The sequence below is a fragment of the Oceanobacillus sojae genome (assembly GCF_007991515.1).
GTDB classification, from domain to species: domain Bacteria; phylum Bacillota; class Bacilli; order Bacillales; family Amphibacillaceae; genus Oceanobacillus; species Oceanobacillus sojae.
Window position 1 is genome coordinate 38,705 of sequence record NZ_BJYM01000015.1, and the last position, 22,480, is coordinate 61,184.

28 protein-coding genes and 1 riboswitch are annotated in these 22,480 nt (G+C 37.5%); of the genes, 9 read left to right on the forward strand and 19 right to left on the reverse strand.

All coding sequences use genetic code 11. The features are described from left to right. Positions 1-84: 84 nt before the first annotated feature. The 3 genes from OSO01_RS16770 to OSO01_RS16780 all read right to left on the reverse strand — a co-directional run bounded on the left by OSO01_RS16770 (position 85) and on the right by OSO01_RS16780 (position 1,372). Positions 85-693, reverse strand: a complete 609-nt coding sequence (locus tag OSO01_RS16770) for a superoxide dismutase family protein (protein ID WP_246145193.1) — start codon at positions 691-693, stop codon at positions 85-87. A gap of 72 nt (positions 694-765) precedes the next feature. Further along, positions 766-990 carry a hypothetical protein gene (locus tag OSO01_RS16775; RefSeq protein ID WP_307725852.1) on the reverse strand — a complete coding sequence of 75 codons (225 nt, stop codon included), beginning with the start codon at positions 988-990 and terminating at the stop codon, positions 766-768. Between the two features lie 118 nt (positions 991-1,108). Next, positions 1,109-1,372 (reverse strand): phosphocarrier protein HPr, encoded by a 264-nt coding sequence (locus tag OSO01_RS16780; RefSeq protein WP_147211602.1) that lies wholly within the window; start codon positions 1,370-1,372, stop codon positions 1,109-1,111. Between the two features lie 206 nt (positions 1,373-1,578). Between OSO01_RS16780 and deoD the strand changes: the two genes are divergently transcribed. Continuing rightward, positions 1,579-2,286, forward strand: coding sequence for a purine-nucleoside phosphorylase (deoD, locus tag OSO01_RS16785; protein ID WP_147211603.1), 708 nt, complete (start codon positions 1,579-1,581; stop codon positions 2,284-2,286). A 141-nt stretch (positions 2,287-2,427) separates the two neighbouring features. Next, entirely contained in the window at positions 2,428-2,907 is a 480-nt protein-coding gene (locus tag OSO01_RS16790; protein ID WP_147211604.1) for a divergent PAP2 family protein, read from the forward strand. Positions 2,908-2,965: 58 nt separating this feature from the next. Here OSO01_RS16790 and OSO01_RS16795 read toward each other — a convergent pair whose 3' ends face one another. Further along, entirely contained in the window at positions 2,966-3,277 is a 312-nt protein-coding gene (locus OSO01_RS16795) for a YuiB family protein (protein WP_147211605.1), read from the reverse strand. Between the two features lie 394 nt (positions 3,278-3,671). Continuing rightward, positions 3,672-4,880, reverse strand: a complete 1,209-nt coding sequence (locus OSO01_RS16800) for an NAD(P)/FAD-dependent oxidoreductase (protein WP_147211606.1) — start codon at positions 4,878-4,880, stop codon at positions 3,672-3,674. Positions 4,881-5,190: 310 nt separating this feature from the next. On the opposite strand from OSO01_RS16800, the gene OSO01_RS16805 reads away from it, so the two are divergent. Then, positions 5,191-6,174, forward strand: a complete 984-nt coding sequence (locus tag OSO01_RS16805; RefSeq protein WP_147211607.1) for an NAD(P)/FAD-dependent oxidoreductase — start codon at positions 5,191-5,193, stop codon at positions 6,172-6,174. A gap of 223 nt (positions 6,175-6,397) precedes the next feature. Here OSO01_RS16805 and OSO01_RS16810 read toward each other — a convergent pair whose 3' ends face one another. The 3 genes from OSO01_RS16810 to OSO01_RS16820 form a co-directional block, all read right to left on the reverse strand. Next, positions 6,398-6,754, reverse strand: coding sequence for a HesB/IscA family protein (locus OSO01_RS16810; protein WP_147211608.1), 357 nt, complete (start codon positions 6,752-6,754; stop codon positions 6,398-6,400). 77 nt (positions 6,755-6,831) lie between these two features. Next, on the reverse strand, positions 6,832-7,686 hold the full coding sequence (gene dapF, locus OSO01_RS16815) for a diaminopimelate epimerase (RefSeq protein ID WP_147211609.1): 855 nt from the start codon (positions 7,684-7,686) through the stop codon (positions 6,832-6,834). A gap of 20 nt (positions 7,687-7,706) precedes the next feature. After that, positions 7,707-8,033, reverse strand: coding sequence for a YuzD family protein (locus OSO01_RS16820; protein ID WP_147211610.1), 327 nt, complete (start codon positions 8,031-8,033; stop codon positions 7,707-7,709). A gap of 176 nt (positions 8,034-8,209) precedes the next feature. Here OSO01_RS16820 and OSO01_RS16825 point away from each other — a divergent pair, with 176 nt between their 5' ends. After that, positions 8,210-8,434 (forward strand): NifU family protein, encoded by a 225-nt coding sequence (locus OSO01_RS16825; protein WP_040979025.1) that lies wholly within the window; start codon positions 8,210-8,212, stop codon positions 8,432-8,434. A gap of 68 nt (positions 8,435-8,502) precedes the next feature. On the opposite strand, the gene OSO01_RS16830 is transcribed toward OSO01_RS16825, so the two are convergent. Together OSO01_RS16830 and OSO01_RS16835 are read right to left on the reverse strand one after the other, a co-directional pair. Then, positions 8,503-9,468 carry a 2-hydroxyacid dehydrogenase gene (locus OSO01_RS16830; protein ID WP_147211611.1) on the reverse strand — a complete coding sequence of 322 codons (966 nt, stop codon included), beginning with the start codon at positions 9,466-9,468 and terminating at the stop codon, positions 8,503-8,505. A 60-nt stretch (positions 9,469-9,528) separates the two neighbouring features. Further along, positions 9,529-10,494 (reverse strand): YutH/CotS family kinase-like spore coat protein, encoded by a 966-nt coding sequence (locus OSO01_RS16835; protein WP_147211612.1) that lies wholly within the window; start codon positions 10,492-10,494, stop codon positions 9,529-9,531. A gap of 86 nt (positions 10,495-10,580) precedes the next feature. Here OSO01_RS16835 and OSO01_RS16840 point away from each other — a divergent pair, with 86 nt between their 5' ends. Further along, on the forward strand, positions 10,581-11,099 hold the full coding sequence (locus OSO01_RS16840; protein ID WP_147211613.1) for a phosphatidylglycerophosphatase A family protein: 519 nt from the start codon (positions 10,581-10,583) through the stop codon (positions 11,097-11,099). A 52-nt stretch (positions 11,100-11,151) separates the two neighbouring features. On the opposite strand, the gene nucF is transcribed toward OSO01_RS16840, so the two are convergent. The 3 genes from nucF to OSO01_RS16855 all read right to left on the reverse strand — a co-directional run bounded on the left by nucF (position 11,152) and on the right by OSO01_RS16855 (position 13,084). Continuing rightward, complete coding sequence (nucF, locus tag OSO01_RS16845; protein ID WP_147211614.1) at positions 11,152-11,919, reverse strand: 5' nucleotidase NucF; 768 nt, start codon at positions 11,917-11,919, stop codon at positions 11,152-11,154. A gap of 61 nt (positions 11,920-11,980) precedes the next feature. After that, positions 11,981-12,616: a helix-turn-helix transcriptional regulator gene (locus tag OSO01_RS16850; RefSeq protein ID WP_147211615.1), complete on the reverse strand. Its 636-nt coding sequence runs from the start codon at positions 12,614-12,616 to the stop codon at positions 11,981-11,983. A 30-nt stretch (positions 12,617-12,646) separates the two neighbouring features. Further along, entirely contained in the window at positions 12,647-13,084 is a 438-nt protein-coding gene (locus OSO01_RS16855; RefSeq protein WP_147211616.1) for a DUF86 domain-containing protein, read from the reverse strand. Between the two features lie 161 nt (positions 13,085-13,245). Between OSO01_RS16855 and OSO01_RS16860 the strand changes: the two genes are divergently transcribed. After that, positions 13,246-14,676, forward strand: a complete 1,431-nt coding sequence (locus OSO01_RS16860; RefSeq protein ID WP_147211617.1) for an amidase — start codon at positions 13,246-13,248, stop codon at positions 14,674-14,676. 62 nt (positions 14,677-14,738) lie between these two features. Then, entirely contained in the window at positions 14,739-14,984 is a 246-nt protein-coding gene (locus OSO01_RS16865; protein WP_147211618.1) for a hypothetical protein, read from the forward strand. A gap of 75 nt (positions 14,985-15,059) precedes the next feature. On the opposite strand, the gene OSO01_RS16870 is transcribed toward OSO01_RS16865, so the two are convergent. Then, positions 15,060-15,335, reverse strand: coding sequence for a YutD family protein (locus tag OSO01_RS16870; protein WP_077602125.1), 276 nt, complete (start codon positions 15,333-15,335; stop codon positions 15,060-15,062). Between the two features lie 204 nt (positions 15,336-15,539). Here OSO01_RS16870 and OSO01_RS16875 point away from each other — a divergent pair, with 204 nt between their 5' ends. After that, complete coding sequence (locus tag OSO01_RS16875; RefSeq protein ID WP_246145194.1) at positions 15,540-16,085, forward strand: YhcN/YlaJ family sporulation lipoprotein; 546 nt, start codon at positions 15,540-15,542, stop codon at positions 16,083-16,085. A gap of 68 nt (positions 16,086-16,153) precedes the next feature. Beyond that, positions 16,154-17,101 (forward strand): M23 family metallopeptidase, encoded by a 948-nt coding sequence (locus tag OSO01_RS16880; protein ID WP_147211690.1) that lies wholly within the window; start codon positions 16,154-16,156, stop codon positions 17,099-17,101. A gap of 82 nt (positions 17,102-17,183) precedes the next feature. Here OSO01_RS16880 and OSO01_RS16885 read toward each other — a convergent pair whose 3' ends face one another. From OSO01_RS16885 to OSO01_RS16905, 5 genes are all read right to left on the reverse strand, one after another. After that, positions 17,184-17,285, reverse strand: a complete 102-nt coding sequence (locus tag OSO01_RS16885) for a methionine/alanine import family NSS transporter small subunit (RefSeq protein ID WP_147211620.1) — start codon at positions 17,283-17,285, stop codon at positions 17,184-17,186. Positions 17,286-17,299: 14 nt separating this feature from the next. Continuing rightward, positions 17,300-18,823, reverse strand: coding sequence for a sodium-dependent transporter (locus OSO01_RS16890; protein ID WP_147211621.1), 1,524 nt, complete (start codon positions 18,821-18,823; stop codon positions 17,300-17,302). A 273-nt stretch (positions 18,824-19,096) separates the two neighbouring features. Further along, positions 19,097-20,659 (reverse strand): Na+/H+ antiporter NhaC family protein, encoded by a 1,563-nt coding sequence (locus OSO01_RS16895; protein WP_147211622.1) that lies wholly within the window; start codon positions 20,657-20,659, stop codon positions 19,097-19,099. A gap of 238 nt (positions 20,660-20,897) precedes the next feature. Next, positions 20,898-21,073, reverse strand: a riboswitch (Lysine riboswitch). Positions 21,074-21,118: 45 nt separating this feature from the next. After that, the gene (gene yunB, locus OSO01_RS16900) at positions 21,119-21,910 is read right to left on the reverse strand and encodes a sporulation protein YunB (RefSeq protein WP_246145195.1); all 792 of its coding nucleotides are present in this window, start codon (positions 21,908-21,910) and stop codon (positions 21,119-21,121) included. Between the two features lie 216 nt (positions 21,911-22,126). Further along, a complete protein-coding gene (locus OSO01_RS16905) occupies positions 22,127-22,435 on the reverse strand; it encodes a YunC family protein (protein WP_077602119.1) in 309 nt (102 codons plus the stop codon). Between the last annotated feature and the right edge of the window lie 45 nt (positions 22,436-22,480).

The window sequence follows — 22,480 nt, forward strand, 5'->3', positions numbered from 1 at the left end:
GCTGCATTTCGAATGCAGCTTCTTTCTATTTATTCCATTATAATTGCCTCAAATTTTCGTTAGCACATGAAGTAGCCGGAGGAATTACCCATTTTCTTCATTTTCCTGTTTATCATTACTCTCTGTCGGGTCTGTAGGTGCTTCTTCTCTATCTCCGCTTTGAGAATCATTTTTAATAGCCCCGCAAATAATACGGTCACCTGAATCCCCAGCCGGCTGACTCATTCCATCATCCACTCCATCATGAATAATTAAAGAAGTACCATCATTAGTAATCAAGCTATTTTTACCTTTTTTCAACGTTGCTTCAGCAATTACCAATTCTTCTTTAACGTTCCCGTCTTCATCCGCTTCAATGTTGGGAAGGTCTCCGAGATGAGGCCCATCCGTCCGTAAAAGACCATGTTCTTTACCGTCAGGATTAAAATGGTTACCGCTTGAAGAAAAATCGGGACCCTCACATTTTCCATACTCGTGAACATGGATAGCGTGGAACCCTGGATTTAATCCTTCAACTTCAACTGTTACAGCTACTCCTCCATCCGTTTCATTTAACCTGGCTGTTCCTACTCGGTCTCCATCTGCATTATACATTTCTACCATTTCTGAGTTTGCGTGCGGCAGCAAACACCCTGATAAAAGAAATAGCATTGCGAAAGCCATCAACATAATCCATTTATTCCGTATGCTCATTGATAAACTCCTTTGCTTTTTCCATAGTTTGAGCAAAGAAGCGATTTTTTAGTCAAAAAAACTCCTCAAATCCTATTGATTAGAGGAGGAATTTGTTACATTATTATTTTCGTTGTTCTGTGCCTGATTTAAAGCATCCTGGTATTCCTGCTCAAAATTTTCCTGATCTCTCTTCGATTTTTTCATCATCCAACGCATAAAAAATACTGCTAAGATCAAAAAAAGAATCAGTGTTATTACAGCAGGAATATACTCCGTTTTATCTTCCGGAAAATAAAGAAATGGCATCATAATCATAAAGAATTCACAACCTTCCTGAAACAATTATAACAAATGCTTAAGGCATGAAAATCGTTCGATGTATAACGTATAAAAGCGCCCTGATGCCAGAGCGCTTTTATACATTTGTTAAAAATTATTCGCCTAAATGTTCTTTGATAACGTCAGCGATACCTTTTAAAGCATCAGCTTCATCTTTTCCGTCTGCGCTTACTTCAATTTCAGCACCTTTAGGAATTCCTAAAGACATAACGCCCATAATTGATTTCAGGTTAACGTTTTTGCCTTTGTAGCTAACTTCAATTTCAGAATCAAATTGACCAGCTTTGTTTACCAGCAAAGTAGCCGGGCGTGCGTGTACTCCGGTTTCCGCAGTAATTTTAAACGTTTGTGACTTCATTATATACAACATCCTTTCAATTTGAAAATCTCTGTCGTTTATGTACCTGTTATTCACCTCACATAAACCTATGTTATATTATATACAAAAATCACGAAATATGAAATACATATCTACTTTTTTTATGAAAATGTATTCATTTGTTTTTCAAAAACCTTTATGATACCTTTATCATAAGGACAAAATGAATAATGGAGGTTTACAAAATGAGTGTACATATTGGAGCAAAGCAGGGAGAAATTGCAGATAAAATATTATTGCCGGGAGATCCGTTACGTGCTAAATATATCGCTGAAAATTATTTAGAGGATGCAAAGCTTTACAATGAAGTCAGAGGTATGTACGGTTATACCGGGACCTACAAAGGAGAACGTGTTTCTGTACAGGGAACCGGCATGGGAGTGCCTTCTATCTCCATCTATGTGAATGAGCTTATTCAAAGCTATGATGTCAAAAAACTCATCCGCGTAGGTACATGCGGAGCAATCCAAAAAGATGTTAAGGTTCGCGATGTTATCTTAGCTCAGGCTGCTACTACAGATTCACAAATGAATCAGCTTATCTTTAACGGAATTGATTATGCTCCTATTTCTGATTTTAAATTATTAAAAAATGCTTATGAAGCCGGTACAGAAAAAGGATTGCAGCTACGCGTCGGAAATGTATTTACAAGCGATACCTTCTATCGTGATAATGCCAAAGAAGTTAATGAATTGCTTGCCAAATACCAAGTACTTGCTATTGAAATGGAATCTACTGCATTATATACTCTGGCAGCTAAATATGGTCGTCAGGCACTATCAATTCTTACGGTTTCTGATCATATCATTACCGGTGAAGAAACAACCGCTGAAGAACGTCAGACAACTTTCCATGAAATGATGGAGATTGCTTTAGATACGGTTATTAAATAAATATTTTACGGGAATATGTATTTTTTAACCTGCAATACCGCATATTCCTGTTGGTTCCTGATCCTTTCTTTTATTATGATACAGACTATGGTAAAATAACAGAAAATTGATGCGTTAGTCAGGAAGGAAGTACCCTCATTCATGACATTATTGACGAATTTCCCATTATGGGCTGCACTGATTGCTATTGTATTTGCGCAAGTTATAAAGATACCTATTAAGCTGATTTTCACAAAGGAATTTCAACCTGGACTTGCTTTCAGTACAGGAGGAATGCCCAGCAGCCACTCTGCAGCAGTTACTTCTTTAGCAACTGCCATCGGTATTGTAGAGGGTGTATCATCAAGTGTATTTGCGCTGGCTTGTATATTTAGTGTGATTACAATGTTTGATGCTTCCGGAGTCCGCAGACAGGCGGGTGAACAGGCCATTGTTATTAATCAGCTGGTTCGCGATTTTCAACTAATAACCTCCAGTGCCAAAGGCTGGAGTAAAAAGAAAGAAAACGAAAAAATACAAGAACTAAAGGAATTACTTGGACACCAGCCAATAGAAGTATTTTTTGGTGCAATTACAGGGATTATTATTGCTTTTTCCCTTGCTCCGCTCTTTTCTTATTAAATAAAGAAAGCCAATACCTAGCGGCACTGGCTTTCTTTATTTTTATGTAATTTATTTTTTAAAACATTTGGTAGCCGCTTTTCCTTAAAAAGCGAATAACAAAGCCCGATACAATTGTACCAATAAAACCAGATAATAAAATCACAATATCAGCAATAGTTAAGCCGACAATTCGATCTCCAAGTGCTGAAAAGGATTCCCCGGTACTTGTAAAATAGCTAATAAAAGAAACATTATCTATAATAAAAATCATTACTATAGGAAATAAACATGCCATCAGCCATGTTTTTCTTAATAACATATTTAAAATAAATGCAATGCCAAAAAATATAACAAAATACAATACAACAGAAACAACAAGTTGAACCATTCTCTTCCCTCCGTCCTTTCTTAGGATGCATACAAGGGACATTTTATCTTAAAACTGCAAAAAAGCAAAGCAGCATCTGCCAAGCTTCGCTTTTTTGTCAATATATTTCTATAAGTGCGTGTTCAAAAAGTCCGATAATTAGGACCAGTCGGCTAAGGTCGCAACGTCCTGGGGTTGCGATTACTCACCCCACCGAGGACATTTGTTGCAAGGCCAACACTAGCACGTCCTATGCGTCGAAAGTTCAAGGCGACGAAGATTTTTCAAACGGATCGTATGCTTTATAATACGTGAGTAACGCTTTTGGTGGGGCGAGTAATCGCAGCCCCATTGAAAAATCTTCGTCAACGCAGAAATTCGCCGTGTCATCTTTTTTGGACTTTTTGAACATCCTCTATAATAAATGAAAATTCCCCTTCTTCAACAGCAAATTCCAACCGCCTAATTTATATAAATAATGATTGTCAGAAATTCGTTTTATTAATACTGCTTTCCAGCCGAATACCTTATGATTCTGTATCGTCGCTACCCCGTCATCCCTTCCTAAGGTTGCAAGCATACCTTGCTTAACCGGCTGACAGGAAGTAAGTTCTTTATTCTTTAGCCTCAAAGAGATATTTCTTGCAACAACAGCTGCCTCCCCTATGGCTTTTTTTGCAGTAGGAAGGATTTCTTCTCCATTTTCATTCGCAGTATATGCACAATCTCCGACAACGAATATCGAATCATCTTTGGTAGACAGCATATTTGAATATACTTCTATTCTTTTATTTTTTAAGTTTAGTCCAGATTTTTCAAATACTGGATTAGCTTGTACTCCGCCGGTCCAAATAAAAGTGTGAGAAGCAATAACATGTTCTTTCCCTTCCACTTCATATATCACCTTGTTATCCTGGCACTCTTTCAGTTTAGCCTGATGGATAATTTCTACTCCTCTGGATTGTAAAGAAGTGATTGCATAATGTGCCAAATCCTCATCAAACTTCTGCAGCAAAGAAGTATTTTCTTCAAGCATATATAGATGCACCAGTGTTTTCTCAACATCATATTCTCTACACATAACCGGGATCTGATTGATAAGCTCCCCGGCAAATTCAACACCAAGAATCCCTCCGCCACCAATCACAATATTTAATTTGCTCTCATCCTTTTTAATATCATTGGCATAGCTGGCAAAATTGTATTCTATATGTTCACGAATAAAACGGGCACTGTTAATATCTGTGATAGAATAAGTATACTCATTCAGTCCTGGAATCCCCTCCGTATTTGGCTCAGGCCCCATTCCAATTACGAGTAAATCATAATGAAGCTTTCTATTTTTAAGCTTAATCTTTTTGGCTTCCCGTTTGATTGAAACAACTTCATCTATTATAAAATTTATTTTTGAACGATTGATGATATCTTTTATTTTTATTTTAGAGCTATCTTGATGCAGAGTACCAGCAGCATTCTCATGTAAACAGCTTGTTTGGAAATGATAGTCATATTTATGCACTAACGTGATTTCGGCTTCATTCTGTCCAAGCTGCTTCTGAAGCTTTACTGCTGTCATTATACCTCCATAACCCGCTCCTAATATTACAATATGCGGTTTATTCATGGTTTTTCACTACTCCTATTAATTAATATAATTCTTACCAAAATATTTTTGTCATATAAATAACTTCATTTTGTAATCAAACTGTAATAATCACTAACTTATCTTAAATGCTCTGATAAAAAATAGCAAGCTTTAAAATCTCTTTTTTATCTATACTTATGAAGAAAAAGTGAAGACATGCAAAGAGTATTAAATTGTCAAAATAAGATATCTTTGAATTATCCTTCCTTTTGAAGCGATTTAATACAAACAAAAACGAGTTTATGATACCATAGGATTGGTAAACGTCTAGAAAGAAAAGAGGTATTTTATGGAGAAAGTTTTTGATGTAACAATCATTGGAGCTGGACCCACTGGCTTATTCACAGCCTTTTACGGCGGCATGCGTCAAGCTAGTGTTAAAATAATTGAAAGCCTGCCTCATATCGGAGGTCAATTGACAGCACTATATCCGGAGAAATATATATATGATGTTGCAGGGTTTCCAAAAGTTCGTGCACAGGAGCTTGTTGACCAATTGGAAGAACAGGCAAAATTATTTGACCCTGAGATTGTACTTGGACAGGCTATTGAGAGTGTTGAACGGTTGGAAGACGACAGCTTTCGTCTCATTTCAAACACTGGAGAAGTTCACCTGACAAAAACAATCATTATTACTGCCGGCAATGGTGCATTTCAGCCTAGAAGATTGAATGTAGGTGATAGTGAAGCGTACGAAGGTAGAAATTTACACTATTATGTGAAGGATATGAATAAATATAAGGATAAGCATGTTGCTATTTTAGGCGGAGGAGATTCAGCAGTAGATTGGGCATTGATGCTGGAAAAAACTGCTGCTAAAGTAACATTAATTCACCGGCGCGATCAATTTCGTGCACATGAACATAGTGTAGAGCAACTAGAGGCATCCACTGTTGAAAAACTCACACCATTTGCACCAGCAGCAATTGTTGCAAATGAAAAGATTGAAAAGCTTATCTTACAGGAGATAAAAGGAGAAGAATTAGTCGAATTAGAAGTAGATGATGTCATCTGTAACTACGGCTTTATTTCCAGCCTTGGACCAATCAAAGATTGGGGTCTGGAAATTGAAAAAAACAGTATTGTCGTTAATTCCAAAATGGAGACTAATATCCCAGGAATATATGCTGCAGGAGATATTTGTACGTATGATGGTAAAGTCAAGCTGATTGCAACTGGATTTGGCGAAGGGCCAACAGCTATTAATAATGCCAAAAATTACATCGATCCAAAAGCTAGGATTCAGCCAAAGCACTCAACAGCAATGTTTTAATAAATATACCGAAGCTATATAATGTTTTGATTAAGAACGTTTGAATGAAGAAGCCTTTTCATTCAAACGTTTTTCTTTTACGGATTGCTGAAAAGGAAGGAAATTGCAGGCAGCTGTCTGCCTTTACCGAGGTGATATGCTGCAGCAAATATAGGGAAAATCTATCTTTTATTGAGGGATTAAAAGAAAGATTGGCAGAATAATTCTGCCAACCTTTTCTCCTTTAACAATCACCGGGCGCTCCGGCATGCTCTGCAGTACGGAAGGAAGAACCGCACCCACAGGATATAATGGCATTCGGATTATCAATACTAAATCCTCCGCCCATCATATTCTCTTTATAATCAATCTTTGTGCCCTTAATAATAGGTATATCCTGATTAAAAAAAACAATTGGAATATCATTAATGGTTTCAACAATATCCAATTCTTCATTAACCTCATCTTCAAAGCCCAATGAATAGGATAGACCGCTGCACCCGCCACCTTTTACGCCAAAGCGTAGAAGTGATTGATCTGGTTCTTCTTTCATCATTTCTTTAATCTGTGCACTTGCACGATCAGTCAGTTCAATGATCATCTTCTGAACCTCCTTTATCCTTGTATATCCTATAAGCTTAGTATACACCTGCACTTGTCAGAATCAAGTAATTCATTCTACGCGTAGAAAATTCCTGATGCAATTGTTTCTGCTCCGCCAGTCATCCAGATATGATCATCTTCTTTCCATTCAATGACCAAATCTCCGCCAGCTAAATGCACAATTACTTTTTTTCCTTTCGTGACTTTATTATTTAATGTCGCAGCCACAACAGCTGCACATGCTCCTGTTCCACACGCTTCCGTAATCCCTGAGCCGCGTTCCCACACACGGAAATGTAATTCCTCGTCAGACACAACTTCAATAAACTCTGCATTGACACCTTCAGGGAACCGTTCATCTTTTTCCATAATTGGGCCAAGCGTTGTCAGCGGCGCTTCATCAATAGCATCAACCATCGTTACAACATGCGGATTTCCCATTGAAACAGCAGTGACATGTAATATTTCATCAGCAATCTGAAACGGCTCATTAATAACTTTTGTCCCTGCTTCTCCAAGCATTGGAATCTGCTCTCTTTGTAAAATAGGCTCCCCCATATCAATAGTAACCTCTTCTACTTCCTTATCTCTATTCACTTTAACAATAGCATGGACAACATTTGCTTTTGTCTGTATGGAAAATTCTTTTGTATTTACAATTCCTGTCTCATAAACATATTTTGCAGTACAGCGCAGCCCATTACCGCAATTCATTCCTTCCGAACCATCCTTATTAAAAATTCGCATTCCTACTTCTGCTTTTTCTGCTGGATGAATCAGGATCATCCCGTCTGAACCAATCCCTGTATTTGGATTTGACATTTTAACAGCTAATTCAGACAGTCGTTCTTCTGGTAAATCTGTATGAAATAGATCAATATAGATATAATTGTTTCCTAATCCATGCATTTTTGTAAAGGGTATTTTCATCCGTTACTCTCCTCTTCTGCTTATCCTTCTTTGATCTCTAACCCAAGCTGATCTAATACTTGATAGATCGGCTTTAAAGTTGGAATACCTTCAGCTACCATTTTATCATTTACCCATATGATAGGATAAAAAAGATCCTCTTCGATTATTTTTTCGACATACGCCTGATGAATAGAATCCGATTGCGGTTGATTTATATCAATATAATTATATTGAACACCGTCAGAAGCATACTTTCTTCCAATGGCGGCCTGGAGCCATTCGTACGTATCTTTGGAGCCCGGCGCGCCAACACAGCTGGCACAGATTTGTTCGCTTCCATAGACTGTTATCGTTATTTCCGGCATCTTTTACACTTCCCTTCAGAGTCATGCTATCTCTTAACATATACCTATATTAATTATTTTACAAAATAAGAGGAAAAAGATAAAATATAATTAACCAGCTAATTGAAAATCATTTTCAAATAGATTTTTTTGTTTAATCGCGTTATAATAGATTTGTAGGAAAGGAGTAGGTTATTGTGGAAGAACAAGTACAAGAAGTATTAAGCAAGCTTCGTCCATTCTTATTACGTGATGGCGGGGATGTAGAATTAGTTGACGTTGATGATGATGGCGTCGTTTTATTACGTCTCATGGGAGCATGCGGCAATTGCCCAAGTTCAACCATTACATTAAAAGCCGGAATTGAACGCGCACTTATGGCAGAGGTTCCTGGTGTAACAGAAATCGAACAGGTTTTTTAATGAATTTAATATAGAACGGAGCGCTCTTTTGCCTTGATAGAGACACTCCGTTTTTTTATTACCTTTATTTACGATACTGGTGTAACAGCAGGCTCCCCTTTGACAACTGCCTGAATATTATCCAGACAGAGCCGAACCATTTTTGTTCTTGTTTCTACACTGGCAGAGCCGATATGCGGGATGCATACTGTATTCTTCAAGCCAACAAGCGGATGATTTGCTCTAATTGGCTCTTCATCAAAAACATCCAGGCCCGCTGCCTGAATTTCCCCAGTTTTAAGCGCCTCTGCTAACGCTTCTTCGTCCACTACTTTTCCGCGCGAAATATTTATAAAAATAGCACTGGATTTCATTTTTTTAAAAACAGCCTGATTAAATAATTTATCGGTTTCTTTAGTGTGTGGCACAACTGTCACAATAAAATCAGAAGTCTCTAAAAGTTCATCGAAGCTGACATACTTTGCATTTAATCGTTCTTCTGCATCTTTTTTCCGGGAACGATTATGGTACTGTATATTCATGTCAAAACCAGTTGCCCGTTTAGCAATAGCTTCTCCAATTCTCCCCATTCCAACAATTCCAAGTGTTTTCCCGTAAATATCGGTGCCTGCAAAGAAAAATGGGGCCCATGACTGCCACTTATCCTGCTTCACCCATTCATCCGCTTCCACGATACGTCTGGCAGTAGCCATAATTAGTGAAAAACCTAAATCTGCAGTTGTTTCCGATAAAACATCAGGAGTGTTCGCAACAACAACTTGATGCTTTTTACATGCTTCCACATCAATATTATCGTAGCCTACAGCCATATTAGCAACTATCTTTAAATGAGGAGCTTTTGATAACAGCTCTTCATCAATAGAATCACTTAACACCGCGAATAAAGCATCTGCATTTGCTATCTCTCTAAAAAGCGTCTCTCTCGGTACAGGCTCCTCTTCTTTTTCCCACATGCAAATCTCTAATTCGTCCTGATAAGCTTGTAAGTATTTTTCATCAATTTTACGGGTAATGTAGACCTTTGGTTTAGACATACTGGTATTCTCCCTCCTGCGAATAAATGATAATTCCTGTTCTAGTTATGATGATACTGCTTACAACCAGCTTATCATAGGAATCCGCCAATCGGAAACATCTACACCCGTCATTTCATAAAATCTTGCCAATCTCCTCTCGTACACTTCCTGATGCTTTATCAATTGCTCTAATCTTTGAAAATCCTGATACTGAAATCCTTCTTCTAAAAAATCATAAAGATGTATCGGAAAGAATAACCTCGCAAATATAAGTCTCCATGCAAACACTGATAATGGCTGATAATTTTGATAATCATTTAAGAATTGATTAATTTCTGTGTCCGGTCGATTATGCAAAAAAGAAAAACGAATATATTCAGCAATGTCCCGAGTTGGATGATCATACACGAGTTCATCTGTCCAGATAATTGATTTCCCGAAAGTACTCCATCTGGAGAAAGCCACTGTTCCCTGATCCGTTTGTAAGATTCGCTGTTCTTTCTCACTTTCCCGTAAATATTGAATAGCATTTTCGCTAATTCCAACAATATATGGTAAAACATCCATTACTTCCGATAAATAGCTGCTTGCTGCCTCTTCCTTTGCCTGCCTGGTCAATTCTTCTTCAAAAAAAGTAAGCTTTTCTTCCCAAAGCTTTCTCCATGTACCATAGCTGGATATAGCTTTAGGCTCATACTGAAAACTGCTGCCAATGCGGTGAATATCTCCAAGTTTTTTCCCTGTACTCTCACTTACTGAAGCCTGTGAATAATCTTCTAATACGAGAACCATCCAAAGCCCATTTCCATTATTGGTAAACCATTCCCCGTTGATATTACGAATTGGGTAAGCTACAGAGGACATTCCATTTTCTCTTAAGAAATATGCTAAAGTTGCCTGCTCCATTAATATCATTTCCTTGTTTCCAGCAGGAATGGTAAAATAAATATAATGCTCTTTTTGATATCCTTCACGCTCTTCAATGAACTGCTTTCCTTCAACCTGGATTGCATATTGACTTCGGAGCATTTCTGACATAGGCATCAACAAACTCCTCCTTATCGTATATATTAAATATATGAAGGAAATGACTATACAATCATATTAAATCGAAAAAGGTGTGTTTTAGAATGACGAAATATACAAGTAAAACAAAATTGGAAGTAAGAGCAAGACAATTGCTAAAAGAACGTGGTGTAAAAATAGATGATATTGCCGAATTGGTATACTATCTGCAATCAAAATATCATACAGATTTAACAATGGATAAATGCCGTTTTAACGTGAATCGTGTTTTGACCAAAAGAGAAGTTCAAAATGCTGTTATAACGGGTATTGAATTAGACATGCTGGCAGAGAAGAAATTATTAAGCGAGCCGCTTCAGGAAACAATTCAAATTGATGAAGGGTTATATGGAATAGATGAAGTAATTGCCTTATCTATTGTTAATGTATACGGGTCCATTGGCTTAACTAATTTTGGTTATATTGATAAACAGAAGCCCGGTATTTTAGAAAAACTAAATGATAAAAGCAGTGGCGAAATTCATACATTCTTAGATGACATCGTTGGTGCTATCGCTGCAGCAGCATCCAGCCGTCTCGCTCATGGAGATGCAGAGAACGAGCATGAGGAACTGGACGGATAAAAAAAGAAAAGCATTCATATTCTGTTTTATATAGAATATGAATGCCTTTGTATTACTCAAAAGTCCATTCTGATAAATTTTCAATTATATAGGTCGGTTGTTCCTCAAAAGCCACCAATTCTTCCTTAGAGGTAACTCCTGTATGAACAAATAGAGTATCCACACCTGCATTAAATCCTGATTGGATATCCGTTTGATAATTGTCCCCCACCATTAAAACATCCTCTTTCGGAAAACCAAGCACATCTAATGCCTCTTTCATAATAATTGTATCCGGTTTTCCAATAAAAACCGGATTTTGCTGTGTACTGGTTTGCACCAATGCTGTAAAAGCGCCATTACCAGGTCCCATTCCCGCTTCAGTCGGAATGGCATGATCCCGGTTGGTGGAAATAAACTGTGCACCTTTTCTGATAGCAATACATGCTGTCGCAAGCTTATTATAATTAATATCTCTGTCTAACCCTACAACAACAGCATCCACATCTGTACTGTCTGTCAATTGGATACCATGTTCCTTTATCGGCTCCTTCAAACCACTTTGTCCAATACAGTAGCATGTTTTTACAGACTGGTCCTGTAAATATTTTGCAGTAGCCATACTGCTTGTAACAACCTGATTATGATCTGCCTTAATCCCTAATCTGTTTAACTTTTCAGCCACTTCCTGGGTACTTTTAGTAGAATTATTCGTTACAAACACATAGGGAATATTTCTGTCTGCTAATTGCTGAACAAATGGAACAGCTTCGGGAATGACCTCATTCCCTCTATACATTGTTCCATCTAAATCAATAAGATACCCTTTATAGTTTTTCACGTTATTACCTCTCTATCTCTATTCCGCCATTGAAATTTATAATACCATGCTGTCTAATCAATCACTCTGAGGTTGCAGCAATTCTCCATTGACAGCATTTCTCCCCGTCAACAAGCAATGATTTTGTCTTTATTTCCTGATTCGGAAATAAAGCTTCGTACATTTCTTTTTCATGCTGGCACATGACCGGATAATCCTTTGCCACTTCTAAAAAGGGACAATGAAAATTATTTAAATGAAATCCACCCCGTCCCTTATTCTCCACTTGAAACATATAACCGCTTTTGTTCTGCAGATCCTTCAAAGCAGCTATTTTCTCTTCAGTAGTCGAATACTTATCTAAATACTTCTTTAATTGTTCTTTTTCCTTGGTTGATTGTTTTTTAAGAAGATCACTGATAAGCTGGTTTCCCTGTAATTCTTCTAAGTCATGAAGCAAATCTAACGAGAGTTCTTTATAGCGATTGGGAAAACGTACCTGGCTCTGTTCTGTCAGGCTATATGTGTGATAGGGCCGCCCAATCTCTTTTTTATGCTGCTGTACTTCAATAAACCCCTCTTGTACAAGCGTATGGAGCTGTTTCCTGACAGCTGTCTCAGAAATAGCAAAGTTCTCCATAATGGCATCCATTGTTAACGTTCCCTGTTCCTTCAGCACCCGGATAATCTTATCCTTTGTCGAGATACGTTTTCCCATCCGCTTAAGCCCCCTTTTTAAGCATGCTTGTTACTTATTAGTAAAAGCATTTGCAACGCCTAATTCATTCTGCAGATATTTATCAATCCAATCTGAAAAGTGCACGAATATATTTAAATTCTCTTTGAAAAACTGTTCTAAGCTTTTATGATCGATTGTCTGGTAATCATGTACTAAAGGTTTCCGCCAGAGAATGAGCGCTTTATAAGCTCCCTCTTCCTCCACAGGAATAACTTTTTCATCCACTAAAATATCAATAATATCCTCATAACTGCCGGGATCTCTCATAATAAATCCGTCTATCATCATATTCCCGACGTCCAGCGTTCCTTCAATAAAAATATGCGCCATACGCTCTAATGCCAGATAATCTATTTTGCTTTTATAGGAATGATTTCTCAATGTATCTAAAATGTCAGTCATAAATATCAGTGTGCGCCTAATTTTTTCTTGATCTACAAAATACATTATTGATACCTCCAAAAACGTCTATACTATTATCATATCATAATTACCAGAGTAATTTCACCGGACTTTCATTGAAAATAAAGAAGACAAACGAATTTTATCCTTCTTTTTCAAAAACATGGTATAGTAAGTCTAATAAGAATTAAGGGGACGTATGCACATTGGAAAAGCTACAAATTTTAAAAATGGATGCAAGCAGTATTGCAACGGCAATAAAAAAGAAACAAATTACCTCAGTAGAAGCTGTGACAGTTTTTATAGAACGAATTAAAGAAATTAATCCTTCTATCAACGCTGTTGTGGAAGACCGTTTTTCTGAAGCGCTGCAAGAAGCACATGAAGCAGATGAGCAGCTTCAAAACAATAAATCTGTAGGCAGATTACATGGCGTACCAATCAGTATCAAGGAATGCCTCCATGTGAAAGGGATGAAGACAACAGGAGGCTTAGAGCATCGCCAGGATCTTATTTACCAGGAGGATGCCGAAGTTGTAGATCAATTAAAGCAGGAGGGAGCCATTATTCTTGGAAAAACCAATACACCTGCACTTTGCTTTTGTCAAGAGACAGATAATAAACTATATGGCAGAACGAATAACCCTTGGGATCCAACTAAAACTGCCGGCGGATCAAGTGGTGGAGAAGGTGCACTGCTGGCTGCTGGCGGCGCAGCAGTTGGTATTGGTTCTGATGTTGGCGGGTCCATTCGTTTTCCAGCGCATTTTAATGGTGTTATCGGCTTCAAGCCAGGCAACGCTACCGTATCCGTCGAAGGACATTTCCCAGCGGTTCAGCATGACCTGCAAAAACGTATGCTTACTGTGGGGCCAATGGGAAAGTCCGTTCAGGATATGCAGCTTATCTACGAAATTTTATCTCATTCGCCTGTAAAGCCGCAAACTTTGCGTGAATTTAAAATAGAGATATTACCGCTGAATCCCGGCTACCCTCTTTCTACAAAGACAGGACAATTATTAGGACAGCTGGCGAATTTCCTTGAAAAAATTTATAATGTCCAGCAGATTATGCCACCTTATTTTAGAGATAGTGCATTAATCTGGCAGGAAGTGATGTCCATCAATGGAAGTAAATTAGTTGAAAATGAAGCATTTAATAATGACCGCTCCGGCTTACTGCGCTCGTTTTTAAGAGAAAAACTGAACCAGCGCACAAAAGTTCATCCTTATTTATCCTGGGCAATCATGGGAGCTAAAATGTTCAAGCCTTCCCGAAAAAGAATCATGGAAATCACTGATATTCTCCAGCAGGGAGATGAACTGTTAAAGACATATTTAGATAAGCGCCTGCTGATTCTACCTGTTTATTATCAATCTGCGCTGGAGCATGGCCAGGTTTTTAAAGAAATCTTTTCTATCCGGAAAACATATTTGCAATATATGCCGTATACAGCATACGCAAATGTATGGGGACTTCCTTCACTTACTGTGCCTGTTGGTGAAGATGAGAAAAACATGCCGATAGGAGTACAGATAATCAGTGGGACTGGAAATGAAGACGCCATTTTCCGGCTTGGAAAATTACTTACTAAGCGTTTTCGCGGATATAAAATAGCTCCGGTGGAAGAACGGTAATTATTAGTAGGCGTTATTTCCCTCCATCTGTACAAAATGAAATTATAAGGAGGGAAATGAAGATGCCGAAAAAAGATTATCAAGAGCTCTCAACAGTTCAAAAACAGCATGATGCTTTAATTCCAGAGGAGTTTCCAGAAGGATCTTATGGATCAGATATTCGTGAAAATGATTTAGTTTCCGGAAAATCGACAGATTGGGAAGAAGGCCAGCAGCGGACCAGTGCATTTACCTATGCGGATAAAGAACAGCATAAAAAGCTGCAGAGAAGAGCGCCCGGGGCGCATCCATTAGGGAAAGAAGATTAACGTTTATTACGGTATAAAAAAAAGAAGTTCAAGAAGCCTTCTTATTCCATCATAAGAAGATATATTGAACTTCTTTTATTTCTGCACTTTTTTCAAAACAAAATAGGCACAGCCAAAATTGCAATATTCATACATATAATCCTGAAAACAGCTGATTTTAGCATCAATGGGGGCTTTGGCGTGATTATCATGATAAAACCCTTTTAGGCGCAGCTGTTCATAAGCCCAATCTCCGACAATAAAATCATATTTCGATAAAACCTCAGAATAACGTTCCTTGATAGCCTCTGCTTCAAAGCCATTTTTATTTTCTTCAATTAATTCATATGTTTTCCCATTTAATTCAATCATGAGAGGACACCTACATTCCTTTTCAATTATTCTTAGTTTATCACAGAAACAGTTAGAAAAACCAGAAAAAATTACCTGCATGAATTACGCTTCTTTTCTAAAACTAACATATAAAGAAAATCCAAAAAAAACGGCAGCAAAAGAAAATATGTCTGTTCTCTTTGCTCAACCGCGTTCAAAAAATCTTAGAAAGGATAAATGAATATGAACAAAGGAATAGGAATTATCGTATTAACTGTTTTTATGACACTTGCAGGCTGTGCAGCTGACCAAAACAATACAGAATCAGATCCATTAGATCCAAAAAACAGAAGGCCGGAGATGGAATCAAATACTAACTCGCCATCACGTGATCAGCTTGGTTTTGTCCGCTATACACAGGATGAATTTGAGCAGAATAATCAATCCGAACCAAAAGCAATTCATGTTGACAGAAATGAAATGGCTGATATGATTACCCGTATTTTACTACAAAACCCTGATTTTAAAGAAGTGGCGACATTGGTGACGGATGAAGAAGCTTTAATCGCATTTGAAGCATCTAATAATATTTCTAAACAGGAAGCTATTAAAAATGCAGAAAAAACAGCACTATCCATCCTTCCCGGCTACTATACAATTCATGCTTCTGACGACAAAAGCTTAATTCAAAATATTGAAACACTGCATTATTCCGTTATGGAGGATGACGACTTAGATATTGATCCATTGGTTCAGACAATCGTTGATTCCATGAAGAAAGACGACTAAAGAGAAATAAAATATCTATATTTTATAAGGAGGTGATTCATCTGGTTAGAATTCGCAATGTTACACTGATGATGCTTTGTTTCTTTTTTATTTTTCAAACAGCCTCTTTGGTACAAGCAGATCCAGAAAATCAAATATATACAGACAGAATGGCTTTATTTAAAAAAATAGAAACAATTACACAAGTCCCGTGGTACTATTTCGCAGCGATGGACAATTACGAGCGGAATACACTCCCTTCCACTGAAGAAGAAAAAGTTATTTCAATTCAATTCGATGAGACAGAATGGTTTGGTTTAGGAAACGCTGCTAAATCAACGGAACAGGATATTATAAAGCAATTCGGCGGAATTGGTAAGGACGGGAATGACGATAATCAAGCAGATTCTAATGATCCAGAAGACATCCTCTATACGATGGCAAATCACATTTTATCCTATGGCTTACAGGAGGATGATATAAAAATTGCAATTTGGGAGCATTATAAACGTGATTTAACTGTACAGACTATCATGAATACCGCAAAAGTGTTTCAAAAATTTGGTGATATTCATTTAACAGACCGGGCTTTCCCCCTGGATACGAATTATAATTACAGCTACCGAAGTACATGGGGAGACCGCCGTGGATTTGGCGGCTTACGAATTCATGAGGGTACAGATATTTTCGCTTCCTATGGGGTTCCGGTACGCTCAACAACGTATGGGGTTGTTGAAATGATGGGCTGGAACTTATATGGAGGCTGGCGTATCGGAATTCGTGACATTTATAATATTTATCATTACTATGCACATATGAGCGGATTTGACGAAGAGATAAAAGTTGGTCAGGTCGTGCAGCCTGGCGATATACTGGGCAGTGTCGGATCGACAGGTTACGGCCCGCCGGGGACATCCGGTAAATTTCCTCCGCATCTTCATTACGGCATGTACAAAGATAATGGGTACAGTGAATTTTCATTTGATCCCTATCCTTTTATTTCGAAATGGGAACGTATGGAGAAAAATAACAATTAAATTTGTATTGGCAATATGGTGTGTATCCTATTTTTAACGGAGTACACACCATATTTTAAATACAATAATAATTTTATAAAGCTTATCCTTTACCTTTTTGAACTGCATTCCAAATACTGGCTGCTAACCCTCCCCATATAATAACGATACCGATAATCATTACAATAATTGCTGAAGCACTCATAAGCATGTTACCTCCTATTTATCGTCGTAATCAGATAACGAATCATTGGATTTCCATTTCATTGATGCCAGAACAACTCCAAGCACTAATACACCGGCTACTACTGCCCAACCCGTATTATTTATAAAGGCATTGGAGTAGTTTTCATAATTCCCAGAGTCTGTGTCAAACTCTCTCATTAAATTCAGCTTAAACAGTCCAAACATCATATAACCCATTACAATCGGTGTAATAACAGCTATGCTGATCGTCCACCATGAACCAAGACGAATATCTGAAATTTCATTGGCATGATTTTTAAGCATATTGGTTTTACGAAGAATCCAGGCAATTAAGACTACTTCAACAAGACCGATCATGGCCACACCGAATTGATTAATAAAATAATCAATATTATCTAAGAAGTATAAGCCGCCTTTAGAAGCGTATAATAATGAAAGTAGTGCTGCAAGACCTCCACCAAAAAGAACAGCTTTCGATCTTGAAATTTTGAATTTATCTACCAATGCAGCTACATAAGTCTCAGTAATAGACATTAAGGATGTTATTCCGGCAAGAGTCAACGATATAAAGAATAGCGCCCCGAACAACCCGTTAAATGCCGGCAATTCATTAATAATAGCAGGGAATACAACAAACGCAAGCCCAACTCCTCCAGCTACAACTTCATCCACACTAACACCAGCTGAAGAGGCCATAAATCCTAATATTCCAAATACACCAATTCCAGCTAATAGCTCAAAACCGGAATTTCCAAACCCGACAATAAATGCGTTATTCGTAATATCTGATTTTTTAGGCAAATAACTTGAATAAGTAATCATAATTGCAAAAGCAATAGATAAACTAAAGAAAATTTGTCCATATGCTGCAATCCATACACTTGGTGACAAAATTTGACTGAAATCAGGTGTAAAAAACGCATTCAAGCCTTCCATTGCACCAGGTAAAGTGACTGCTCTAATTACAACAACAAGAAATACAATAAGAAGTAAAGGAATAAAAATACGGTTTGCAACCTCAATTCCTTTTTTAACACCTCGGAATAAGATTCCAAGTACTAACAGCCAGGTAATAATCAGCGGAATTAACACGCCTGGTACCAAGCCGCCTATTTGACCAGGAATTTCAGCTAACTGCAGATACTCTCCAAATAAAAAACCTTCTGTATCTGCTCCCCAAGTTTGATTAAAAGAAAAGATAGAGTAAGATATTGCCCAGGCAATAATCACTGAATAGTATGTTGAAATGACAAATGCGACAAGTACTGCCCACCATCCGATAAATTCTGTTTTCTTATTAATTCTTCGAAACGTTAAAGGGGCAGATCCACGATACTTTTGACCCATTGCAAATTCCATAATTAAAATAGGAATACCTGCTGTCAATAAAGCAAATAAATAAGGTATAAAGAATGCTCCGCCACCGTTCTCATAAGCAACTGCCGGAAAACGCCATATATTTCCTAAACCAATCGCTGATCCGACAGCAGCCATTATAAACCCGGCTCGTGTTCCCCATTGTGAACGATTTTCCATCCATGATAACCTCCTTTTTAATAAGTAAATCATAATGAAAGCGCTTTTAAAAGAGAATAATAACAAAAATCATTACTTTCAGACTATTCAATTGTATTATATCTCTTCCTCAACTTTTGTCAATATCCAATAATGGAAATTATAGTATTTAATTATAGAAAGATAAAAATCACATAAAAAAGCACCTAGTACAAAAGCTTATGCAGAAATATTGTATGACAATAGAAGATATTCAAAAAGCTTGGAATACTAAAATGTATTCCAAGCCCTTCGTTAAGATGCCTTCTTTTTTCTCTGAATAAATAATATCTGTGTAAACCAGACAATCCCTATCAAGAGAATAACCGTCAAAGCTAAAGCAACCCAGGTTGAATGGGTAAGTCCGACAGCAAAGAAGCCGATTAAAGCTGTAAATGCTGCAATGAAAGCATACGGCAGCTGCGTAAGAACATGATCAATATGATGTGCACCTGCTCCAGTTGCAGATAAAACTGTTGTATCGGAAATCGGTGAACAATGATCTCCAAATACTGCTCCAGCAAGCACAGCCGCTAAGGCAGGTAAAAATAATTCCATATCTGTATTCGCCATAATTTCTGCCGCGATCGGAAGCATAATACCAAAAGTTCCCCATGATGATCCAGTCGCTAAAGCCATTAATCCGGCAATAATAAATAAGATTGCCGGCAGATAATCTGCTGAAATAGACGAGTTATTTACTAGGCCTGCTAAATAACTTCCTGTCCCTAATTCACCAATAATAGAACCGATCATCCAGGCAAGAATAAGAATATTAATTGCTGGAATCATTGTTTTAAAGCCTTCTACAAAAATTCTTCTCATATCTGAGCGAGGTTTTCTCTGCTTCATATGAAAAATAACTGAAGTAAGAACTGCTGTGACACCGCCAATAATTAAGGAAAGATTGACATCTGTATTTGCAAAAGCGTCTATGATGGATGCACTGCCTTCTGTTTCCCTTACCCCTGTTCCAATCATAGCAATCACCGTAACAATAAATAATACAATAATAGGAATAATTAGATGAAAAACTTTCCCGTCCCTATGCGGATCAAATACATCGCCTAAATCTCCCGATACTTGATTTCTTTTCGGATCAAGCAATTCTCCTTCTTCTCTTGCTCTTTTTTCATGTGTATACATTGGACCTATATCAAAATGAAAATACGCTACAATGAATACTAAAATAATTGAAGCAATAGCATAAAAGTTCAAAGGTATCATTTGTATAAATGCTTCAATCGGCTGAATTGTTGTAATACCATTTACTGCAAATAAACTGCCTAAAATACCAATAATATAAGCTCCCCAGCTTGATATTGGTGCTATTACTGTAACCGGAGCAGAACTGGAATCGATATAGTATGCCAGTTTTGCACGGGAAATATTTTGTCTGTCCGTCACAGGTCTCGCAATTTGTCCAACTGCTAAGCTGTTAAAATAATCGTCTATAAAAATAATCAGTCCAATAACAGCAGTCATCAGCTCTGCACCGGTACGTGTCCTTACACGCTGCAGCATCCAGTCCCCAAAAGCTTTTGCTCCGCCGGATGCCTGCAAAAATGCAGTAAGCACCCCTAAGAAAAGGAGAAAACTAATTAATAATAGGTTCCCGGTTTCTATTGATCCATTTGCATAAAAAATAGTATAGAACACAGTCCATATTTCTTTTAATGTTGCCCCTATATGAAAATTACTTAATAATAATGCCCCTACTACAATCCCTGTTCCTATTGAGATAAGAACCTTTCTTGTTAACACCACTAATATCAGCATGACAATTGCAGGTATCAACGACCAAAATGTACCATCCATATTAAAACCTCCATCTATTTATTTCCCGGCTCAGGATAAATATCCCTGTGCTAGATTGACGACGCGCGGAGAATAAAAACAATTTAATAATCTCCTCCCGCGTTCACAACCGATTCGAAATAAGGAAACCAGACAAGGCAATTTCTGCAAAAAATGATGAAAATCTCCTTGTGAACGCAAAAAAACAATGATAGAAAATAACCTACCATTGTTTCACCAATTCACGTTATCCTCCATTTCGATCAGTAGTTCTCCATGTAAATTATTACATGACAGCATAGTACTTTTTCAGTAATATGCCAGCAATATAAAGTACGACCCCTTTATATACTTCGGCAAACTATCCTTTCTCCGGCAATCACAGTTGTCATTCTCCTGCCGGATACTTATATAATTTGCGCCTCTACCTCACCGATCTGATAAGGTTTTTATTCAACTAAACTGTACTATACTACATCTTTAATCCTTCTGCAAATCATCTTTCGGAATGGCAATATTCGGAACATTCCCATCTCCTCCATAAAAATCGGGTACTTTGCCCATAATTGCTCCTCCGTCCAAATAAAGTTCAGTATGTACTGTTCTTACTTCTGAAGTAAATGGCACAATAATCTGTACATCAGCTTCTACATTAATATACAAAGAGACCCAAGCTCCATTAATACCAAACTCTTCTTTTTTGTCTACAATATTCGTCCGTACAGCTCCGACAACCTCCATATTAATTGGGATTTTTGGGCCTAAATTAGCTAATACAGAATTCCCTGTTATTTGCCCTAAAGGAATCTCAATCAAAGTAGGATCTACTTGAGCCCTTCCTTCTGCACCACCCTCATAGTCATCTGGTTCATGCAGATTATGTTCAAATTCAAGCTGCTCTCCACGATTTACATAAGTAAAAAATTCTTCAACCCGGTCTGTAGCTACTCTGTTAACTTCACCGATGACTGCCGGGTTCCAGTTATATGTTACAAAATTTCCTTCATTATCATATGTGATTGTAACCATATCTTCAAATCCATAATCCTCTACATAATTAACAGCAGAATTAATCGCTCTTGTTGCAAATTCATCTGCTTTTCGTTTAGCAATATCAATAATAATCGGTTCAATTTTAACATTAATCAAGTAAAAGCTGAAACCAACCGCTGCAAAAAACAAGATAAATGTCAGCATCAGAATGGAGCGCCGGGATGGAGGCATTCTTCTTTTTCTTCTTGGCCGATATCGATACCGTTTTTTAAACCTCAACGAAACAACCCCCCTCCTTTATAATTTATGCATCTGTTGAAGTGAATTAGAACAATGTAAAGCGGATTAACATATACGCAATATTTTTTCTCATTCAGAATATTAGAAGAGGACACACAAACACCATTTCATGATATTGAAATATAAAAAACACTTCTTTCATTTCATACTAAAGCAGCATGAATAAAAGAAGTGTTTTCTTTGTCTTTAAACATATTATGATATTTTAAGCAGTGCTTCCTTTCCGGTCATTCCTACTTCCCAGCCATGCTCCTTAGAGGCATCTGTAATCTTTTGTAATGGCGCATTCAACAATTGATCAATGGTTCTTACTCCCATTGCGCGGCCGGCAATGACATTTCTTTCTTTCAGCTTAGGTATTTCATTGAAAATATCAACATCCAGTGCTGCACACATAATGTACCCTATATCATTACTAATCGTTAATAAGGTTGTTTTTGGCAGCTCAACACTTACTGCTGTAAAAATAATTCCATCCACCTCAAGAGGTTCTACCGTAATCATAAAAAAAGCCCCCCTCTGTTATTCTCTCGTGATAAGTGTATGCAG

What these genes read in the sequence shown, in the direction of transcription:
- OSO01_RS16805 (WP_147211607.1), top strand. Translation starts at nt 5,191, where the DNA reads ATGGAGAAAGTTTTTGATGTAACAATCATTGGAGCTGGACCCACTGGC.
- OSO01_RS16840 (WP_147211613.1), top strand. Translation starts at nt 10,581, where the DNA reads ATGACGAAATATACAAGTAAAACAAAATTGGAAGTAAGAGCAAGACAA.
- OSO01_RS16905 (WP_077602119.1), bottom strand. Translation starts at nt 22,435, where the DNA reads ATGATTACGGTAGAACCTCTTGAGGTGGATGGAATTATTTTTACAGCA.
- OSO01_RS16820 (WP_147211610.1), bottom strand. Translation starts at nt 8,033, where the DNA reads ATGCCGGAAATAACGATAACAGTCTATGGAAGCGAACAAATCTGTGCC.
- OSO01_RS16890 (WP_147211621.1), bottom strand. Translation starts at nt 18,823, where the DNA reads ATGGAAAATCGTTCACAATGGGGAACACGAGCCGGGTTTATAATGGCT.
- OSO01_RS16880 (WP_147211690.1), top strand. Translation starts at nt 16,154, where the DNA reads ATGATGCTTTGTTTCTTTTTTATTTTTCAAACAGCCTCTTTGGTACAA.
- OSO01_RS16810 (WP_147211608.1), bottom strand. Translation starts at nt 6,754, where the DNA reads ATGATCATTGAACTGACTGATCGTGCAAGTGCACAGATTAAAGAAATG.
- OSO01_RS16830 (WP_147211611.1), bottom strand. Translation starts at nt 9,468, where the DNA reads ATGTCTAAACCAAAGGTCTACATTACCCGTAAAATTGATGAAAAATAC.
- OSO01_RS16780 (WP_147211602.1), bottom strand. Translation starts at nt 1,372, where the DNA reads ATGAAGTCACAAACGTTTAAAATTACTGCGGAAACCGGAGTACACGCA.
- OSO01_RS16790 (WP_147211604.1), top strand. Translation starts at nt 2,428, where the DNA reads ATGACATTATTGACGAATTTCCCATTATGGGCTGCACTGATTGCTATT.
- OSO01_RS16775 (WP_307725852.1), bottom strand. Translation starts at nt 990, where the DNA reads ATGATTATGATGCCATTTCTTTATTTTCCGGAAGATAAAACGGAGTAT.
- OSO01_RS16865 (WP_147211618.1), top strand. Translation starts at nt 14,739, where the DNA reads ATGCCGAAAAAAGATTATCAAGAGCTCTCAACAGTTCAAAAACAGCAT.
- OSO01_RS16770 (WP_246145193.1), bottom strand. Translation starts at nt 693, where the DNA reads ATGAGCATACGGAATAAATGGATTATGTTGATGGCTTTCGCAATGCTA.
- OSO01_RS16875 (WP_246145194.1), top strand. Translation starts at nt 15,540, where the DNA reads ATGAACAAAGGAATAGGAATTATCGTATTAACTGTTTTTATGACACTT.
- OSO01_RS16885 (WP_147211620.1), bottom strand. Translation starts at nt 17,285, where the DNA reads ATGAGTGCTTCAGCAATTATTGTAATGATTATCGGTATCGTTATTATA.
- OSO01_RS16800 (WP_147211606.1), bottom strand. Translation starts at nt 4,880, where the DNA reads ATGAATAAACCGCATATTGTAATATTAGGAGCGGGTTATGGAGGTATA.
- OSO01_RS16835 (WP_147211612.1), bottom strand. Translation starts at nt 10,494, where the DNA reads ATGCCTATGTCAGAAATGCTCCGAAGTCAATATGCAATCCAGGTTGAA.
- OSO01_RS16855 (WP_147211616.1), bottom strand. Translation starts at nt 13,084, where the DNA reads ATGTATTTTGTAGATCAAGAAAAAATTAGGCGCACACTGATATTTATG.
- deoD (WP_147211603.1), top strand. Translation starts at nt 1,579, where the DNA reads ATGAGTGTACATATTGGAGCAAAGCAGGGAGAAATTGCAGATAAAATA.
- OSO01_RS16795 (WP_147211605.1), bottom strand. Translation starts at nt 3,277, where the DNA reads ATGGTTCAACTTGTTGTTTCTGTTGTATTGTATTTTGTTATATTTTTT.
- dapF (WP_147211609.1), bottom strand. Translation starts at nt 7,686, where the DNA reads ATGAAAATACCCTTTACAAAAATGCATGGATTAGGAAACAATTATATC.
- OSO01_RS16895 (WP_147211622.1), bottom strand. Translation starts at nt 20,659, where the DNA reads ATGGATGGTACATTTTGGTCGTTGATACCTGCAATTGTCATGCTGATA.
- OSO01_RS16870 (WP_077602125.1), bottom strand. Translation starts at nt 15,335, where the DNA reads ATGATTGAATTAAATGGGAAAACATATGAATTAATTGAAGAAAATAAA.
- OSO01_RS16850 (WP_147211615.1), bottom strand. Translation starts at nt 12,616, where the DNA reads ATGGGAAAACGTATCTCGACAAAGGATAAGATTATCCGGGTGCTGAAG.